This is a genomic window from Microbacterium sp. (assembly GCF_017305435.1).
Taxonomy (GTDB): domain Bacteria; phylum Actinomycetota; class Actinomycetes; order Actinomycetales; family Microbacteriaceae; genus Microbacterium.
The window spans coordinates 49,460-67,352 of the sequence record NZ_JAFKIP010000007.1 but is presented as its reverse complement, the minus strand read 5'-3'; the positions used below and the strand labels follow the sequence as shown (position 1 = coordinate 67,352).

20 protein-coding genes are annotated in these 17,893 nt (G+C 70.6%); 17 read left to right on the top strand and 3 right to left on the bottom strand.

Annotation, left to right across the window (positions count from 1 at the left end; translation table 11 throughout):
• Positions 1-2: 2 nt before the first annotated feature.
• Positions 3-581 carry a DUF4395 domain-containing protein gene (locus J0I43_RS13210; protein ID WP_292864656.1) on the bottom strand — a complete coding sequence of 193 codons (579 nt, stop codon included), beginning with the start codon at positions 579-581 and terminating at the stop codon, positions 3-5.
• Complete coding sequence (locus J0I43_RS13205; protein WP_292864653.1) at positions 574-1,011, bottom strand: thioredoxin family protein; 438 nt, start codon at positions 1,009-1,011, stop codon at positions 574-576. Before J0I43_RS13205 ends, J0I43_RS13210 begins: the two co-directional genes overlap by 8 nt.
• Positions 1,012-1,129: 118 nt before the next feature.
• Between J0I43_RS13205 and J0I43_RS13200 the strand changes: the two genes are divergently transcribed.
• Entirely contained in the window at positions 1,130-1,942 is an 813-nt protein-coding gene (locus tag J0I43_RS13200) for a thymidylate synthase (protein ID WP_292864650.1), read from the top strand.
• Positions 1,942-2,442: a dihydrofolate reductase gene (locus J0I43_RS13195; protein ID WP_292865331.1), complete on the top strand. Its 501-nt coding sequence runs from the start codon at positions 1,942-1,944 to the stop codon at positions 2,440-2,442. Before J0I43_RS13200 ends, J0I43_RS13195 begins: the two co-directional genes overlap by 1 nt.
• Positions 2,443-2,488: 46 nt before the next feature.
• On the opposite strand, the gene J0I43_RS13190 is transcribed toward J0I43_RS13195, so the two are convergent.
• Positions 2,489-3,028: an NUDIX hydrolase gene (locus tag J0I43_RS13190; RefSeq protein WP_292864647.1), complete on the bottom strand. Its 540-nt coding sequence runs from the start codon at positions 3,026-3,028 to the stop codon at positions 2,489-2,491.
• Between the two features lie 61 nt (positions 3,029-3,089).
• On the opposite strand from J0I43_RS13190, the gene J0I43_RS13185 reads away from it, so the two are divergent.
• The 15 genes from J0I43_RS13185 (at position 3,090) to dapF (ending at position 17,885) form a co-directional block, all read left to right on the top strand.
• Positions 3,090-3,857: an SDR family oxidoreductase gene (locus tag J0I43_RS13185; protein WP_292864644.1), complete on the top strand. Its 768-nt coding sequence runs from the start codon at positions 3,090-3,092 to the stop codon at positions 3,855-3,857.
• Positions 3,858-4,006: 149 nt separating this feature from the next.
• A complete protein-coding gene (gene dapA / locus J0I43_RS13180; protein ID WP_292864641.1) occupies positions 4,007-4,984 on the top strand; it encodes a 4-hydroxy-tetrahydrodipicolinate synthase in 978 nt (325 codons plus the stop codon).
• Complete coding sequence (locus tag J0I43_RS13175; RefSeq protein WP_292864638.1) at positions 4,981-6,657, top strand: ribonuclease J; 1,677 nt, start codon at positions 4,981-4,983, stop codon at positions 6,655-6,657. Before dapA ends, J0I43_RS13175 begins: the two co-directional genes overlap by 4 nt.
• Before the next feature lie 97 nt (positions 6,658-6,754).
• Entirely contained in the window at positions 6,755-7,249 is a 495-nt protein-coding gene (locus J0I43_RS13170; protein WP_292864635.1) for a GNAT family N-acetyltransferase, read from the top strand.
• Between the two features lie 126 nt (positions 7,250-7,375).
• Positions 7,376-10,078 (top strand): DNA translocase FtsK, encoded by a 2,703-nt coding sequence (locus J0I43_RS13165; protein ID WP_292864632.1) that lies wholly within the window; start codon positions 7,376-7,378, stop codon positions 10,076-10,078.
• A gap of 23 nt (positions 10,079-10,101) precedes the next feature.
• Positions 10,102-10,698, top strand: a complete 597-nt coding sequence (gene pgsA / locus J0I43_RS13160) for a CDP-diacylglycerol--glycerol-3-phosphate 3-phosphatidyltransferase (protein ID WP_292864630.1) — start codon at positions 10,102-10,104, stop codon at positions 10,696-10,698.
• 107 nt (positions 10,699-10,805) lie between these two features.
• Positions 10,806-11,282 carry a CinA family protein gene (locus tag J0I43_RS13155; protein ID WP_292865328.1) on the top strand — a complete coding sequence of 159 codons (477 nt, stop codon included), beginning with the start codon at positions 10,806-10,808 and terminating at the stop codon, positions 11,280-11,282.
• Between the two features lie 182 nt (positions 11,283-11,464).
• A complete protein-coding gene (locus tag J0I43_RS13150) occupies positions 11,465-11,782 on the top strand; it encodes a helix-turn-helix transcriptional regulator (protein ID WP_292864628.1) in 318 nt (105 codons plus the stop codon).
• Position 11,783: 1 nt separating this feature from the next.
• Positions 11,784-12,008, top strand: a complete 225-nt coding sequence (locus tag J0I43_RS13145) for a DUF3046 domain-containing protein (protein WP_292864625.1) — start codon at positions 11,784-11,786, stop codon at positions 12,006-12,008.
• 257 nt (positions 12,009-12,265) lie between these two features.
• Positions 12,266-13,321 carry a recombinase RecA gene (recA, locus tag J0I43_RS13140; RefSeq protein WP_292864622.1) on the top strand — a complete coding sequence of 352 codons (1,056 nt, stop codon included), beginning with the start codon at positions 12,266-12,268 and terminating at the stop codon, positions 13,319-13,321.
• Positions 13,321-14,025 (top strand): regulatory protein RecX, encoded by a 705-nt coding sequence (locus J0I43_RS13135; RefSeq protein WP_292864619.1) that lies wholly within the window; start codon positions 13,321-13,323, stop codon positions 14,023-14,025. The genes recA and J0I43_RS13135 overlap by 1 nt, the downstream gene beginning before the upstream one ends.
• A gap of 55 nt (positions 14,026-14,080) precedes the next feature.
• Entirely contained in the window at positions 14,081-15,643 is a 1,563-nt protein-coding gene (gene miaB, locus J0I43_RS13130; protein ID WP_292864616.1) for a tRNA (N6-isopentenyl adenosine(37)-C2)-methylthiotransferase MiaB, read from the top strand.
• Between the two features lie 32 nt (positions 15,644-15,675).
• Positions 15,676-16,569: a tRNA (adenosine(37)-N6)-dimethylallyltransferase MiaA gene (miaA, locus tag J0I43_RS13125; protein ID WP_292864613.1), complete on the top strand. Its 894-nt coding sequence runs from the start codon at positions 15,676-15,678 to the stop codon at positions 16,567-16,569.
• Positions 16,570-16,689: 120 nt separating this feature from the next.
• Positions 16,690-16,989, top strand: coding sequence for a GNAT family acetyltransferase (locus J0I43_RS13120; RefSeq protein WP_367267557.1), 300 nt, complete (start codon positions 16,690-16,692; stop codon positions 16,987-16,989).
• 29 nt (positions 16,990-17,018) lie between these two features.
• Positions 17,019-17,885 (top strand): diaminopimelate epimerase, encoded by an 867-nt coding sequence (dapF, locus tag J0I43_RS13115; protein WP_292864610.1) that lies wholly within the window; start codon positions 17,019-17,021, stop codon positions 17,883-17,885.
• The last annotated feature ends 8 nt before the right edge of the window (positions 17,886-17,893 follow it).

The window sequence follows — 17,893 nt, the reverse complement described above, 5'->3', positions numbered from 1 at the left end:
GGTCAGACCGTCGCCGCGCGCCCGACGATGCCGAACCGCTGCAGGAGCAGATACAGCTGGCATCCGAGGCAGAGGCCGAACACCGCGTTGAGGAACGCCGCGACGAACGCGAGCGCCGCCGCGACGGGGAGCGCCCACGGCACGCCGACGAGGTGCAGGACGAGACCGACCGTCGTCACGAAGAGGCCGACGCCTTGCGCGAAGCGGGGCGGACGGGGATCTTCGAGCTCGGTCGGCGGCGCGAGCCGGGGCTGCACGACGCGGCGGTACAGGACGCCCCACGGCGCCGTGCGCGGCGAGAGCACGCTCCACAGGAAGAGGAGCGCGACGACGAGGAGGAGCAGGAAGCTCGGCGCCGTGGCGCGCTCTGCGAGCGACGCGTGCACGATCGCCCACTCGTCCGCATCGACCACGACGCCGCGTGGAACGAAGGTCAGCGTGCCCCGCAGCGTCGGCAGGCCCGTCAGCCCGAGGAACACGACGACGAGCAGGAGAACGGCGGTGATGTATGCCGCGAAGCGCGGGCCGCGCGGGTCGATGCCCGTCACGGTCCGGCCGGCGGACGCGGGGGTGTCAGACATGGGCGTCCCTTCCGCTCACGCGATCGAGTTCGAGTTCCACAGCGCTGCGGCTCGGCGTGCCGCCGAAGCGCGTCTGGATGACACCGTCGCGGTCGAGGATGAGCGTCGTCGGCGTCTGCAGCACATGGAAGTGCTTGGCGATGTCGGGCCGGTGGGTGAGGTCGATGTCGAGGTGGAGGACGCCTGCGCGCTCCTCGGCGATCGCGCCGAGCGTGCGGTGCACCCCCGAGCAGCGACTGCACATCTCGGTGCTGAACTGCAGAAGCGTGGCGTGCTCGCCGAGCGCGTCCGCTCCCAGTCGCTCCGGCTCGACGACCTCGCTCGGGTCGAGATGGCGGGGGCGATTCTGCTGCCACCGCATGAACAGGCCCACGCCGACCGTCACCGCGAGGAGCGCGGCGAGGACGAGGATCGCGTCGAGCAGGGTCACAGCCTGTGAGCCTAACGCTCGAGAGCGGGAGCGGGCTCCCGATCGGGCGGAAGCGGGTGCCGGAGCGTCATCCGGCGTCATACGACCGGATGTCCGGGCCCGCCGGTAGTCTGGCTGCGTGAGCGCGGCATCCATCCCCACCCCCTACGAAGACCTCCTGCGCGAGGTCCTCCGCGACGGCGTGCATAAGGACGATCGCACCGGCACGGGGACCACGAGCGTCTTCGGCCGGCAGATCCGTTTCGACCTGGCGGAGGGGTTCCCGCTCATCACCACCAAGCGCGTCCACCTGAAATCGATCGTGTACGAGCTCCTCTGGTTCCTCCGCGGCGAATCGAATGTCGCGTGGCTGCAGGAGAACGGCGTCACCATCTGGGACGAGTGGGCCGATGCCGCGGGCGAACTGGGGCCCGTGTACGGCGTGCAGTGGCGATCGTGGCCCACACCGGCGGGGGAGTCGATCGATCAGATCGCCCAGGTGGTCCAGCAGATCCGTGACAACCCCGACTCTCGGCGTCTGATCGTCTCGGCGTGGAACCCCGCCGCCATTCCCGACATGGCGCTCGCGCCGTGCCACGCCCTGTTCCAGTTCTACGTCGCCGACGGCAAGCTGTCCTGCCAGCTCTATCAGCGCTCGGCCGACATGTTCCTCGGCGTTCCGTTCAACATCGCCTCGTACGCCCTGCTGACCCTCATGATCGCGCAGCAGACGGGCCTCGAGCCGGGCGATTTCGTGTGGACGGGCGGCGACTGCCACGTCTACGACAACCACATCGAGCAGGTGCGCGAGCAGCTCTCCCGCGACCCCTATCCGTACCCGACGCTGTCGTTCGCGCGAAAGCCCGCATCGATCTTCGATTACACCTTCGACGACATCATCGTGGAGGGCTACCAGCACCACCCCGCGATCCGCGCCGCGGTCGCCGTCTGATCGTGCGGCTGGGGCTCATCTGGGCGGAGGCCCGCGGGGGAGTGATCGGCAAGGACGGCGGGATGCCGTGGCACGTGCCCGAGGACCTCGCCCATTTCCGCAGCGTCACGACGGGCGCGCCCGTCATCATGGGACGCCGCACGTGGGAGTCCTTCCCGCCGCGTTTCCGCCCCCTGCCGGGGCGCCGCAACATCGTCGTCACCCGGTCCGCCGCGTGGGCGGAGGACGGCGCGGAGCGCGCCGCATCGCTGGATGCCGCGCTCGAGCTCGCGCGCGAAGCGGAGATCGCGTGGGTGATCGGTGGCGCGGGCCTGTTCGCCGAGGCGCGCGACCGCGCCGACGTGCTCGAGGTGACCGAGCTCGACCTCGCCGTCGACGGCGGCGACACCTTCGCGCCGTCGCACGACGGCTGGGTGGTCGCGGAATCCCGTCCGGATGACGGATGGGCGGTCTCGCGCACCGGCGTGCCGTACCGGTTCCTGACGCTCATCCGCCCGTGAGGGCCCCGCTCGGCGGAAGCGGCCTGCTCAAGTGGAAGCGGCCGGCTCAGTGGAAGCGGCCGAGGCGGATCCCCGCGAACGCGAGAGCGGCGATCGTCTCACCGTCGCGGATGACCCCGTCGCGGATCATCCCGAGCGCGTCGGCGAACGGCACGCGTGTGATCTCCGAGATGCCCTCCTCGAGCTGAGTCGCCGCCGCGTCGGCGCTCGCGGTGAGGCCGCGCGCGAGGAAGACGAACTCCGGCGCATCGGCGATGCCGTTGAGCGTGTTCATCCGGCCGAGGAGGGTCCACTCGGCGGCGTCCAGCCCAGTCTCCTCGCGCAGTTCCCGTCGCGCAGCCACGAGCGGATCCTCGCCGTCCGAACCGCCCGCGGGCACCTCGTGGGACAGCCCCACGGTGTAGCGGTCCACCGCGACGAGGACGACGCGATCTTCGTCGTCGAGCGCCACGACGAACACGGCGGCGTTCTTCATCCGCACGACGCCGTAGATGCCGTCGCCGTGCGGCCCGGTCACCTCGTCCTCGCGGACGTGGATCCAGGGGTTCTCGTAGACGGTGCGGGATGCTCGCGTGCGCCAGGCCATGGCGTCAGCCTAGGCGGGCCGGGCTCGTGCGCCGGATTGCGCGTCCGCTTAGGCTGACGCCATGACGAAGGCGACGGCGCTCATCACCGGTGCGAGCTCGGGGCTCGGGGCCGAGTTCGCCAGGCAGCTCGCGCGGCGCGGCGCGGATCTGGTCCTCGTCGCACGCGACAGTGCGGCGTTGGAGGCGGTGGCCGATCGCCTCCGCGCCGAGGACGGTGTCGCCGTCGAGGTGCTGGCGGCCGACCTCACCGACGCCGCAGGGCTGGATGCCGTGGCATCCCGCCTCACCGAGCCCGACCACCCGATCGAGGTCCTCGTGAACAACGCCGGCTTCGGGCTCGATCTCGACTTCGCAGCGAACGCCTACGCCGAGGAGGAGCGTCATCTCGACCTCCATGTGCGAGCGACGATGCGCCTCTCGCACGCGGCCCTCGGGGCGATGCTCGCACGAGGGCACGGACGCATCGTCAACGTGGCATCCGTCGCGGCCTTCATGCCACGGGGGACCTACGGCGCCGTGAAGGCGTGGGTCGTCTCGTTCAGCCGCTGGGCGAACGCCGTCTACCGCCCGCGCGGAGTGACGGTGACGGCGGTCTGCCCGGGGTTCACGCGCACGAACTTCCATGAGCGGCTGGGGCTCGCCCCCGGGCAGGAGGGGATCGCGCCGTTCCTCTGGCTGGATGCCGAGACGGTCGTCCGCGAGGGGCTCCGCGACGCGGCGCGGGGAAAGCCCGTCTCGATCCCGTCCTTGCGCTACACGGTGCTGATCGGCCTCATGCGCATCCTGCCGGGCCCGATCTCGGCGCGGTTGGCGAAGACGGGACGCTGACCGCGCAGATGTCCGGTCCGTCGTTCGGGAGGGCTTCGGCGTTCGGGAGGACTCCGAATCGGCATTCGTCCTCCGGAATGCAGATCTCCTCCCGAACGCACGTGGACGCGCACCCGGGCGGGCGCCCGCCGACCAGATAGCCTGGAGCCATGACGCATTCGGGCAATCCCTTCGGACAGGTCCTCGTGGCCCTCGTCACGCCGATGACGGCTGACGGCGAGGTCGACTGGCCCGCCGTCGAGAAGCACATGGACGACGTGATCACGGCGGGCGCCGACGGCATCGTCGTCACGGGCACGACGGGTGAGACCTCGACTCTCACGGACCCCGAGAAGCTCCGTCTCGTCGAGATCGGCAAGGAGGTCGCGGCCGGCCGCGCGAAGATCATCACCGGCGGCGGATCGAACGAGACCGCGCACGCGATCGAGCTGTACAAGGCGAGTGAGAAGGCCGGCGCCGACGGCATCATGATCGTCACGCCGTACTACAACAAGCCGACCCAGGCGGGCATCCTCACTCACTTCCGACTCGTCGCCGACGCGACCGACCTCCCGGTCATCCTCTACGACATCCCGGGCCGTACGGGAGTGCCGATCAAGTACGAGACGATCCTTCGCCTCGCGAAGCACCCCAACATCCTCGCGGTGAAGGACGCCAAGGGCGACTTCAGCGAGGTGAGCCGCGTGCTCAACCAGACCGACCTGATGTACTTCTCCGGGGACGACGCCAATGCACTCCCGCACATGGCGATCGGTGCGACGGGCCTCATCGGCGTGACGGCCAACATCACGGCGGCGCCGTATCGCGTCATGGTGGATGCCGTGAACCGCGGCGACCTCGCGGCGGCGACGGCCGCGCACAAGAGCCTCGAGCCGCTCGTGCGCGCCGTCATGACGCACGTCCCCGGTACCGTCAGCGCGAAGTACATCCTGCACGGCCTCGGCCGCATCGGAAGCCCGCGCGTCCGGCTTCCGCTCGTCGGCCCGGAGGAGTGGGAAGCCGCCCTCATCGAGGACGAGCTCGCGCTCGTCCAGGATGTCGATGGCGCCGACTTCTCCAACTTCCGACCCGACCGCAACGCCGCCGCCGGCGGCGCCCTTCCGAAGGTGCACGGCACGACCCGATGAGCACGAACGTCTTCGACCCGCCCGCCCTCGAAAAGGGCGCCCTCCGCGTCATCCCGCTCGGCGGGCTCGGTGAGATCGGTCGCAACATGACCGTCTTCGAGTTCGACGGAAAGCTCCTCATCGTCGACTGCGGCGTCCTGTTCCCCGAGGAGCACCAGCCCGGCGTCGACCTGATCCTTCCCGATTTCGAGCCGATCCGCGGTCGCCTCGACGACGTCGTCGGGCTCGTTCTCACGCACGGCCACGAAGACCACATCGGGGCCGTCCCCTATCTTCTGCGCCTCAAGCAGGACATCCCCCTGATCGGCTCGCGGCTGACCCTCGCACTCGTCGAAGCCAAGCTCAAGGAGCACCGCATCAAGGCGTACACGCTGACGGTCGAAGAGGGGCAGGAGGAGCAGGTCGGCCCGTTCGACCTCGAGTTCGTCGCGGTCAACCACTCGATCCCCGATGCGCTCGCCGTCGCCATCCACACGGATGCCGGGACGGTCCTCGCCACGGGCGACTTCAAGATGGACCAGCTGCCTCTCGACGGCCGCCTGACCGACCTCCGCGCCTTCGCGAGCCTCGGCGAGGACGGTGTCGACCTCTTCCTCGTCGACTCGACCAACGCCGACGTCCCGGGGTTCACGCCGCTCGAGCGCGACATCGGCCCGGTGCTCGACCAGGTCATCGCGAAGGCGCCGCGGCGCGTGATCGTCGCCAGCTTCTCGAGCCACGTGCATCGCGTGCAGCAGGTCATCGACGCCGCCGCGGCGAACGGGCGACGCCTCGCGTTCCTCGGTCGCTCCATGGTGCGCAACATGACGATCGCCGAGGACCTCGGCTATCTGCGCGTGCCCGACGGCGTGCTCATCGACTACAAGAAGGCCAAGGACCTGCCCGACGACAGGATCGTGTACATGTCGACCGGCTCGCAGGGTGAGCCGATGGCGGTGCTGTCGCGCATGGCGAACCTCGACCACGCGATCGAGCCCGGCCCCGGCGACACGGTGATCCTGGCATCCAGCCTCATCCCCGGCAACGAGAACGCGGTGTATCGCGTGATCGACGGGCTCACGAAGCTCGGCGCGAACGTCGTGCACAAGGGCAACGCCAAGGTCCACGTCTCCGGTCACGCCGCGGCGGGGGAGCTGCTCTACTGCTACAACATCCTCCAGCCGCGCAACGTCATGCCCGTGCACGGCGAGTACCGGCACCTGATCGCGAACGCCAAGCTCGCGCAGGACACCGGCATCCCCGCGGAGAACACGATCATCGCCGAGAACGGCACCGTCGTCGATCTCCGTGACGGCGTGGCGAAGGTCGTCGGCCAGCTCGACATCGGCCTCGTCTACGTCGACGGCTCGACCGTCGGCGAGATCACCGACGCAGATCTCAAGGACCGTCGCATCCTCGGCGAAGAGGGCTTCATCTCGGTCATCGTCGTCGTGGATTCGGCGACGGGGCGCATCATCACCGGTCCGGAGATCCACGCGCGCGGTTTCGCGGAGGACGACAGCGTCTTCGACTCTGTCAAGCCCAAGATCGCGGCGGCGCTCACCGAGGCCGCGCAGTCGGGCGTTCGCGACACGCACGCCCTCTCGCAGGTCGTGCGCCGAACGATCGGGCGCTGGGTCAACCAGCAGCTCCGCCGCCGCCCCATGATCGTGCCCCTCGTCATCGAGGCCTGAGCGTCGCCGGCGAGGCGCGACGGCCGGTCGCCGCTCCGCGCGGGGCGCGGCCGGCTGTCGTGATCAGGGCGTAACACGGCGCCGCTACCCTCGTCGTATGCCCGCCAGCTTCCGCATCCGCCCCGCGACGCAGGCTGACGGGGCATTCCTCGGCGACATGGTCGTCGAGGCGGCGAACTGGCGCCAGGGCGGCACCCGGCCGCGGCACGAGGTCATGGCCCACCCCGATCACAGCCGCTACGTCGCGGGATGGATGCGGCCCGGCGATGCCGGCTTCGTCGCGGTGGATGCCCAGGATCAGCCCATCGGCGCCGCGTGGTACCGGATGCTGCCGCGGACCGAGCCGGGGTACGGCTACATCGGCACGGGCGTGCCCGAACTCATCATCGGCGTCCGCCCGATCTGGCGCGCGCACGGCGTCGGCCGCGCCCTGCTGCAGCGGCTGTGCGAACACGCGCGGGCGCAGGGATTCGGTCGGATCACCCTCTCGGTCGAACGCGGAAACTTCGCGCGAACGCTCTACCGCAGCGAGGGCTTCGCGGTGACGCACGCCGGCCACGGCCGCGACACCATGGTCAAGCGCCTCCGCTGAGGCATCGGTGTCGGCAGGGGCACCGTCCCTGGTGCCGCCGCGGCTGCCGCAGGTGCCGCGCCGACTCCCGCGTCGATCCGCGGGTCAATCCGCGGAAACACCGGCGCTCGGCCGTACCGTGGAGTGATGGCCAGGAGCACTTCGACGCCCACGAACGCCCGCGCGTCCGCGAAGGGCTCCTCGTCGCGCGCGCGGAAGCCCGACCCCGCGCCCAAGCGCTACGTCGACGACATCGACAAGCCGCCAGTTCTCGTGCGGATGTGGCTCGGTCTCGCGCATGCCACGGGCGGCATGTTCCGCGCTTTCGGCCCCGAGGTGCTCGAGAAGGACCAGCGGCGCGACGGGTTCCCGTTCCTGCTGGTGCTGCTCGCCGTCGTCGGCGCGATCGTGGAGTGGTTCCTCATCGGCACCCAGGTGGGCACGACGATCAGCGCCTACTCGGTCGGAGCGCTCATCGGCCGGGTCGCCTTCATCATGCCCGTGCTCCTCCTGCTGCTGGCCGGCTGGCTCTTCCGCCACCCGCCGTCCGTGCACGACAACGGGCGCATCGGCATCGGATTCGGCCTCTTCGTCCTCGCGATCGCGGGGTTCTGCCACGTCGCCGGGAACCGCCCGCAGCCGAGCGCCGGGCTTCCCGCCCTGAGCGAGGGCGGCGGCCTGTTCGGGTGGATGGTCGGTGAGCCCCTCACATTCCTGACCGTGGTCGGGGCGTACCTGATCCTCGGGATCTTCGCCGTCCTCGCCGTCCTGATCCTCACGAAGACGCCGCCGAACCGCATCGGGCGCCGCCTCGGAGACCTGTACGCGTGGATGTTCGGCGCCGAACGCCCCGTCCACCAGACGCCAGATGCCACGGCGACCGGCCCCACCGTCGCCTTCGGGGCGGGCGAGGACGACGCGAAGGACGCGGGGACGCCGTGGTGGCGTCGCAACAAGACCGGCCGCGAGGAGGATGCAGACGGGCACCTCGGCTCCGACGATCTGACGGCCCTGCTGAGCACGTCCGGCGACGGCGGCTTCGAGCAGGCCATCGCGTCGCCGCCGCCGCCGCTCCCGCCGCTCCCTGACGCCGCGACGGAGGTCATCGACCCCGCGGTCATCGCGCACGCGAAGAAGGCGGCGCGCGGCGCCGACACCGGCATCCGCGAGGACAGCGGAGAGATCGTCCTCGACGACGGCACGCTGCCCGGCATCTCGGCACTCGGCGACGACCACGACGGCCGGCCGCCGGCGCCCCCCTACCGACTGCCCGCCGTCACGGCACTGGCCGCCGGCACCCCGCCGAAGGCCCGTTCCGAGGCCAACGACCGGGTCGTCGCCGCCATCACCGGCGTGTTCGACCAGTTCTCGGTGGATGCCCGGGTCACCGGCTTCTCGCGCGGCCCGACGGTCACGCAGTACGAGATCGCCCTCGGACACGGCGTGAAGGTCGAGCGCATCACCGCGCTCACGAACAACATCGCCTATGCCGTGGCATCCAACGAGGTCCGCATCCTCGCCCCGATCCCCGGCAAGAGCGCGATCGGCGTAGAGATCCCGAACACCGACCGCGAGATCGTGACGCTCGGCGACGTCCTGCGCTCGCAGGCCGCGACGAGCCAGACCCACCCCATGACGATCGGTGTCGGCAAGGACGTGGGCGGCGGCTACGTCGTCGCGAACCTCGCGAAGATGCCGCACCTCCTCGTCGCGGGCTCCACCGGCTCGGGCAAGTCGAGCTTCGTGAACTCGATGATCACGTCGCTCCTCATGCGCGCGAAGCCGTCCGAGGTGCGGATGGTGCTCATCGACCCGAAGCGCGTCGAGCTCACGAGCTACGCGGGCGTCCCGCACCTCATCACCCCCATCATCACGAACCCCAAGAAGGCCGCCGAGGCGCTGCAGTGGGTCGTGAAGGAGATGGACATGCGGTACGACGACCTCGCGTCGTTCGGGTTCCGCCACATCGACGACTTCAACCGTGCCGTCGTCGCCGGCGAGATCCAGCTGCCGGCGGGAAGCGAGCGCGTGCTCAAGCCCTATCCGTACCTGCTGGTCGTCGTCGACGAGCTCGCCGACCTCATGATGGTCGCACCGCGCGACGTCGAGGACTCGATCGTCCGCATCACACAGCTCGCTCGCGCGAGCGGCATCCACCTCGTGCTGGCCACCCAGCGCCCGTCGGTCGACGTCGTCACGGGCCTCATCAAGGCCAACGTGCCGTCCCGGCTCGCGTTCGCCGTGACGAGCGTCACGGACTCGCGCGTCATTCTCGATCAGCCGGGCGCCGACCGCCTCATCGGGCAGGGCGACGGCCTGTTCCTCCCGATGGGGGCGTCCAAGGCGCTGCGCGTCCAGGGCGCGTGGGTCGCCGAGAGCGAGATCGAGAAGGTCGTCCACCACGTCAAGAACCAGGCCCGCCCCGAGTACCGGGCAGATGTCGCGGCCGTTGCGGAGAAGAAGGAGATCGACGCCGACATCGGTGACGACCTCGACCTGCTGCTCGCCGCGGCGGAACAGATCATCTCGACCCAGTTCGGGTCGACCTCGATGCTGCAGCGGAAGCTCCGCGTCGGGTTCGCGAAGGCGGGGCGTCTCATGGACCTGCTCGAGTCGCGCGAGATCGTCGGTCCGTCGGAGGGGTCGAAGGCACGCGACGTGCTCGTGACGCCCGAGCAGCTGCCCGAAGTGCTCGCGCGCCTCCGCGGCGACGACCCGCCGGCGGCCGCCGGCGGTGCGGCATCCGACGACCCCTACGGACCGGACGCCGTCGACGCTCGCTACGACGGCTACGAAGTCGTCGACGGCAGCGAGTCCGAAGACGCGTGGGGTCTGACGGGTCGCGACTGACCCGTCCCGGCTAGAGTCTGACCGTGGCGATCCCCAGGCAACTCCCCAATGCGATCACGATCGTGCGCATCTTCTGCGCCCCCATCTTCCTGTGGATGCTGCTGGCGGATGCCGGGGCGGACGGGCCGCTGCGATGGTGGGCCGGCGTCCTGTTCATCGTCGCGATCGCGACGGACGGCATCGATGGCTACCTCGCCCGCAGGTACGAGATCGTCACCGACCTCGGGAAGCTCCTCGACCCGATCGCCGACAAGGCGCTCACGGGGTGTGCTTTCGTCGGGCTGTCGATCCTGGGAGAGCTGCCGTGGTGGGTCACGGTCCTGGTCCTGGTGCGCGAGGTCGGCATCACGGTGCATCGGCTCGTCGTCGCCTCGAATCACGTCGTCGCCGCTGCCTGGATGGGAAAGCTCAAGACCGTCGCGCAGGCCGTCGCGCTCTCCTTGGCGCTCCTGCCGCTGTGGACTCTGGTGGGGGACTGGATCCACGTCGTGAACACGGTGGCGATGTGGATCGCGGTGGCCCTGACGGTCGCGAGCGGCATCGACTACGTCGTGACCGAAGTGCGCGGATCGCGCGCGGCGCGCGCGGCGGCATCCGAGCGTCCCTCGGGTGACGCGTGAGCGGGTGGTTGGAGCCGCCCGCGCCGGAACTCGGCGACGATCTCGAGCGCACCGACGATCTGGAGCGCACCGATGATCTCGAACGCACGCAGGTCTCCAGCGGTCGGCTGAGCGAGCCGGAGCGGCTCGTCGCGCGTCTGTCCCAACTCGGCTGGCGCCTGGGCGTCGCGGAGTCGCTGACGGGCGGGCTCGTCCTGTCGACCATCGTCGACGTCGCGGGGTCGTCCCAGGTGCTGCGCGGGGGCGTCGTCGCCTACGCGACCGACCTCAAGGCCGCGCTGCTGGGCGTCGACGAGACCCTGCTCGCCGCGCACGGCCCCGTGCACCCCCGGGTCGCGCGACAGATGGCCGAGGGCGTCCGGCGCACGGTCGCCGGCGCCGGCGAGCCCGCCGACGTGGGCATCGCGACGACGGGCATCGCGGGACCGATGTCGCCCGACGGGCAGCCGGTGGGAACGGTCCACCTCGCCGTGGCGACCGCCCTCGGATCGCGTGTCGAGTCCCTGCGTCTGCGCGGCGACCGCGCGTCGATCCGTGCGGAGGCCGCCGCGCGGGCGATCCGGCTGGCTCTCGACGCGCTGTGATGCGGGCGGGTACCGCCCGCGGCGCCCTTCCGTCGGCGCCGGGAATACCGCAGATGTCGTCCCTGTTACGTCTCAGTGATTCCAGGCCATTCCTCAGGGCCGGGGGTCTAGTGTGACTCGCAAGGTGCTGTACTGTAGTCCACCCGGGACACGGTTCGATCATCGTAAGGAGGGGGCCCGACATGATCCTGGTACGTCAAGAGATCGGCGAAGTCCTGCGCGACTTCCGTCTGCAGAAGGGGCGCACCCTCCGCCAGGTCGCGGGGCGCGCGAGCGTCGCCCTCGGCTACCTCAGTGAGGTCGAGCGCGGTCAGAAGGAGGCCTCGAGCGAGATCCTGGCCTCGGTCGCGGAGGCGCTCGACGTGCCCATCTCCACCATCATGCGTGAGGTCGGCGACCGGATCTCGGTCCTCGAGGGGCTGCAGGTCTTCCCCGATGTCGTTCCCGACGACCTCGTCGCGCTCGACCGTGACATCCAGTCGCAGCTCTCGCTGCGCTGACGTGCGGCGCAGCGAGTTCGACCGCGCCGTCGCCGATGAGTTCGGGCCGCGCGCGAGCTACGTCGTGGGCGATCTGACGCTCGGCGGCATCGGCTATCGCACGGCCCGGCAGGCGATCGCGGACGGCGTGCCGCCGCGCGAGGTCTGGCTGGCGCTGTGCGCCGAGATGGATGTGCCCGATTCGCGCCGCCATGGGGTGGGGCGGCTGGAGCCGCGACGGCGCTGAGCGCGTCGCTGCCGGCGCCGGTCCATCGGGACGCGGCGTGTCGTCGTACTTTTGTTCGACCCTGTCATAGGCTCCTCCACAAGAGGTGTCGCGGAGAAGTTATCCACCGTTTCGCAGTTTCCGCCGACCGATGTCGGAGGCCCTTCGTAACGTAGGCGATGTCACCACGACACCTCCGCCTTGTCGCAGATGCCGCCCCGTCGGGGCGGGGCGCGACAGCCTACAGGCGACGGACACGCGAACAGAAGGAGCACGTCATGCCATCACCCGCCGACCGCGAGAAGGCGCTCGAATCGGCCCTCGCCCAGATCGACCGGCAGTTCGGAAAGGGCTCGGTGATGCGCCTCGGCAGCGACGAGCGCGCTCCCGTCGCCGTCATCCCCACCGGGTCCATCGCTCTCGACGTCGCTCTCGGCGTGGGCGGGCTGCCGCGGGGTCGCATCGTGGAGATCTACGGTCCGGAGTCCTCCGGTAAGACGACCCTCACGCTGCACGCGATCGCCAACGTCCAGCGCGCCGGCGGCATCGCCGCCTTCGTGGATGCCGAGCACGCGCTCGATCCCGACTACGCACAGAAGCTCGGGGTCGACATCGACCAGCTCCTCGTCTCGCAGCCCGACACGGGGGAGCAGGCTCTCGAGATCGCCGACATGCTCGTCCGCTCGGGGGCGATCGACCTCGTCGTCATCGACTCCGTCGCGGCCCTCGTTCCCAAGGCGGAGATCGAGGGCGAGATGGGCGACTCGCACGTGGGCCTCCAGGCACGCCTCATGTCGCAGGCCCTCCGCAAGCTGACGGGTGGTCTCAGCCAGACCGGCACCACGATGATCTTCATCAACCAGCTGCGCGAGAAGATCGGCGTCTTCTTCGGATCGCCCGAGACGACCGCCGGCGGCAAGGCGCTGAAGTTCTACGCGTCCGTGCGCCTGGACATCCGTCGCATCGAGACCCTGAAGGACGGGACGGAAGCGGTCGGAAACCGCACCCGCGTGAAGGTCGTCAAGAACAAGATGGCGCCGCCGTTCAAGCAGGCCGAGTTCGACATCCTGTACGGCGTCGGCATCTCCCGCGAAGGGTCGCTCATCGACTACGGCGTCGACCAGGGCATCGTGAAGAAGTCCGGCGCGTGGTACACGTACGACGGCGAGCAGCTCGGTCAGGGCAAGGAGAACGCGCGCAACTTCCTGCTGAAGAACGCCGACATCGCCGCCGACATCGAGCAGAAGATCCTGCAGAAGCTCGGCATCGGCCAGCCGAAGTCGACGGATGCCGCGGCGCCGGTCGCCGACCTGGCCGAGCGTCGCCCGGCCTGATGTGTTTCGACGACGGGGGCGAGGGTGACCTCGCCCCTGTGATCCCCCTGTTCGGTGCTGGTGGAGATGCCGCCGGCCGCGGGCGGTCGCAGGGCGCGAGCGCATCGAGGCCATCCGCCGACGACGCGGCGGCGTGGAACAACACCTGGGCCGACCGCGCCACGGAGATGCCCGGCGTCTCCGCGCCGCACGATCCGCCCGCCGATGACGAGATCGCCGCCGCGGGCGAGGCGACGCTGCTGCGGAAGCTGCGCACCCGATCGCTGTCGGAGCGCGAGGCGCGCGATGTGCTCGCAGCGTGCGAGGTGGACGAGACATCCATCGGGGCGATCGTCGCGCGGTTCCTCGGCAACGGCTATCTCGACGATGCACGCCTGGCCGAGCAGCTGCTGCACACCGGGGTCGCACGCAAGAGTCAGGGGCGGTCCGCGCTGGCGCGCAGTCTCGCCCAGCGGGGGATCGCACGCGACGTGATCGACGAGGCGCTCGGCGCCCTCCCGGACGACGAGTTCGCGCGGGCCCTCGAATTCGCGCGCACCAAGGTGCGCGCGATGCGCGGGCTGGAGCGCGACGTCGCACTGCGCCGTCTCGCCGGCCAGCTGGCCCGGCGCGGATACGGTGGGCTGTCGCTCGAGGTCGCGCGTCGGGCGCTCGATGAGACCACACCGCGCTCCTCGGGCAGCGGCGTCCGGTTCGAGCCCTGAACGGCGCCGCCCGACCGGCATCCCTCCGGTGCACCGCTCGTACAATGGACGCATCATGACCTCTCCGTCCGCCGCCCCCACCCTCATCGCGCCTTCTGTCGCAGCCGTCGCCGCCGACGGTCGCGTACGCACGTACGAAGTGCGCACGTTCGGCTGCCAGATGAACGTCCACGACTCCGAGCGGCTCTCCGGCTCGCTCGAGTCGGCCGGGTACGTGCGGGCCGACGCCGGCGCGGATGCCGACATCGTCGTCATCAACACGTGCGCGGTGCGCGACAACGCCGCGGGGAAGCTCTACGGAACGCTCGGTCACCTGAAGAGCCGCAAGGACAAGCACGAGGGAATGCAGATCGCCGTCGGCGGATGCCTCGCGCAGATGGACAAGGATGCGGTGCTCGAGAAGGCGCCCTGGGTCGACGTCGTGTTCGGCACGCACAACATGGGTTCGTTGCCGACGCTCCTCGAGCGGGCGCGCCACAACGGCGATGCCGAGCTCGAGATCCTCGAGTCGCTCGAGGTCTTCCCGAGCACGCTGCCCACCAAGCGCGATTCGGTCTACAGCGGCTGGGTGTCGATCTCGGTCGGCTGCAACAACACCTGCACGTTCTGCATCGTCCCGCATCTGCGGGGCAAGGAGAAGGACCGTCGCCCCGGCGACATCCTGAACGAGATCCGCCTGCTGACCGATGACGGCGCGATCGAGGTGACGCTCCTCGGTCAGAACGTCAACAGCTACGGCGTCGAGTTCGGCGACCGTCAGGCCTTCGGCAAGCTGCTGCGCGCCGCGGGCGAGATCCCGGGCCTCGAGCGCATCCGCTTCACGAGCCCCCACCCGGCGGCGTTCACCGACGACGTCATCGACGCCATGGCCGAGACACCCGCCGTCATGCCCCAGCTGCACATGCCGCTGCAGTCCGGGTCCGACCGCATCCTCAAGGCGATGCGGCGCTCGTACCGCAGCGAGCGCTTCCTCGGCATCCTCGACCGCGTCCGCGAGCGCATTCCGCACGCGGCGATCTCGACCGACATCATCGTCGGCTTCCCCGGCGAGACCGACGAGGACTTCGAAGACACGATGCGCGTCGTCGAGCAGGCACGGTTCGCGAGCGCGTTCACCTTCCAGTACTCGATCCGCGAGGGCACCCCCGCCGCGACGATGCCCGATCAGGTGCCGAAGGCCGTCGTGCAGGAACGCTACGAGCGTCTGACCGCGCTGCAGGAGCGCATCTCGCTCGAGGAGAACCAGGCGCAGGTCGGCCGCGAGCTGCAGGTGCTCGTGTCGACCGGCGAGGGCAAGAAGGATGCCGAGACGCACCGCCTCACCGGCCGCGCCGAAGACAACCGCCTCGTCCACTTCGAGCTCCCCGCCGGCAGCGCGCGCCCCCGCCCCGGTGACGTCGTGACGGTGACCGTCACCCACGCCGCGCCCTTCCACCTCCTCGCCGACAGCCCCGACGGCGCTCCGCTGCGCATCCGGCGCACCCGCGCGGGGGATGCGTGGGACCGCACGCAGGCCGAATCGTGCGGCGTTCCCGCGCCCGCCGCGACGCTCACCGCCGACGGGCGCCGCGCCGTCGGCCTCGGCATCCCGGTGCTCCGCCCCGTCGACGCGCGGTGAACGCCCCGCCGCGGCCGCCCCGCCTGTGGGCCGTGGTCGGCGCGACCGGGACGGGGAAGACCGACCTCTCGCTCCGCCTCGCGGAGGCGCTCGCTGCACGCGGCCGCCCCGCCGAGATCGTGAACGCCGACGCGATGCAGCTGTACCGCGGCATGGACATCGGCACGGCGAAGCTCCCGGAGACGGAGCGTCGCGGCATTCCGCACCATCTCTTCGACGTGCTGGAGGTGACCGACGAAGCCGCCGTCGCCTGGTACCAGGATGCCGCGCGCACGGCGATCACGGAGATCTTCGCCCGCGGGTCGGACGCGATCCTCGTCGGCGGCTCGGGGCTGTACGTCTCGAGCGTCGTCTACGACTTCCGCTTCCCGCCGCACGACGACGCCGTGCGCGCGCGGCTCGAAGCCGACCTCGCGGCGAGCGGCCCCGCCGCCCTCTACGAGCGCCTGCGGGCTCTCGACGCGGCCACGGCGGCCCGCGTCGACCCGCGCAACGGGCGCCGCATCGTGCGAGCGCTCGAAGTGCTCGCGCAGGGCGCGGACACGCACGGCGCCGCGCTGCCCGACGAACCGGCGCTCTGGCATAAGCGGACGACGCTCGTCGGCGTCGCGCTCGATCGCGCGGCGCTCGTCGCCCGGCTGGATGCCCGCGTCGAGGGCATGTGGGCGGACGGGCTCCGCGCCGAGGTCGACGCGCTGCGCGGTCGGGGGATCGCGGACTCGCCGACCGCTGGCCGAGCGATCGGCTATGCGCAGGCGCTCGCGCACCTGGAGGGGGCCATCGGCCAGGACGAGGCGATCGCGCAGACCCAGGCCCTGACGCGTCGCTACGCGCGCCGGCAGGTGTCATGGTTCCGTCGATACCCCGGCATCGTGTGGACAGGGCCGGACGCGGATGCCGCCGCCCTGGCAGACTCGATCGGATGACCATCGAGATCCGCCCGTTCTCCGTCCTCGATACGGACGCCGTCGTCGAGCTCTGGCAGGAGACGGGTCTCACGCGCCCGTGGAACGACCCGTACCCAGGACATCAGACGCAAGCTGACGGTGCAGCCGGAGCTCTTCCTCGTCGCCGTGGACGACGACGGGATCGTCGGGACCGTGATGGCAGGCTACGACGGACACCGCGGGTGGCTCTACTACCTCGCGAGTGCGCCGGAGCGCCGCGGTGAGGGCATCGGACGTCGGCTGGTGGCGCGCGCCGAGGAACTCCTCCGCGACATGGGATGCCCCAAAGTGCAGCTCATGGTGCGGCCCGAGAACGGCGGTGTCCACGATTTCTACGCCGCCGTCGGCTACGAGCCGTTCGAGATCTGGACGACCGCCAAGCGGCTCATCCCGGACTGACGCTCGTCCGGCGGCTCTAAGCTGAACGCATGACTCGGACGGTCGCGTTCACCAAGGGCCACGGCACGGGCAACGACTTCGTGATCCTGCCCGATCCGGACGGCGAGCTCGTCCTGAGCGACGATCAGGTGGCCGCTCTCACCGACCGCCGGTTCGGCATCGGCGCCGACGGCACGCTGCGCGTCGTCCGCTCCGCGAACCTGCCCGAGGGCGCCGCGACGCCCGATGCGGAGTGGTTCATGGACTACCGCAACGCCGACGGCTCCGCGGCGGAGATGTGCGGAAACGGCACCCGCGTGTTCGCCAAGTACCTCGTCGAGTCGGGGCTCGCGTCCATCGACGACGCCCCGCTGCGCATCGGAACGCGTGCCGGGACCAAGGTGCTCACCCGCAGCGCGCTCGGGTTCGAGGTCGACCTGGGACTGTTCGCCGTCGACGAGTCCGACGTCCTCGTGCGGGCGCGCGGACTCGACGTGCCGCGGCCGGGGCTCGGCATCGACGTCGGAAACCCGCACGTCGTCGTCGCGCTCGGTGCGGCCGCAGAGCTCGACGCGCTCGACCTCGCCCTCCAGCCCGTGCTCTCGCCGCTCCCGCCGCACGGCGCGAATGTGGAGTTCGTCGTGCCCGCCGATCCGCTCGTCACCGGGGGCGTCGGCGCGATCCGCATGCGCGTGTTCGAGCGCGGGGTGGGGGAGACACTCTCGTGCGGCACGGGCGTCGCGGCATCCGCGCTCGCCGTGCGGCACTGGGCGGGGGCCGCCGCGCCCGACGAGTGGATCGTGGACGTCCCGGGCGGGATCCTGGGCGTCCGCATCGTGGAGGAGCGCGACGGATCACACGTGCTGCTGTCGGGCCCCGCGACCCTCGTCTACTCGGGCGAGGTCGCGCTCGCCTGAGTAGTCTG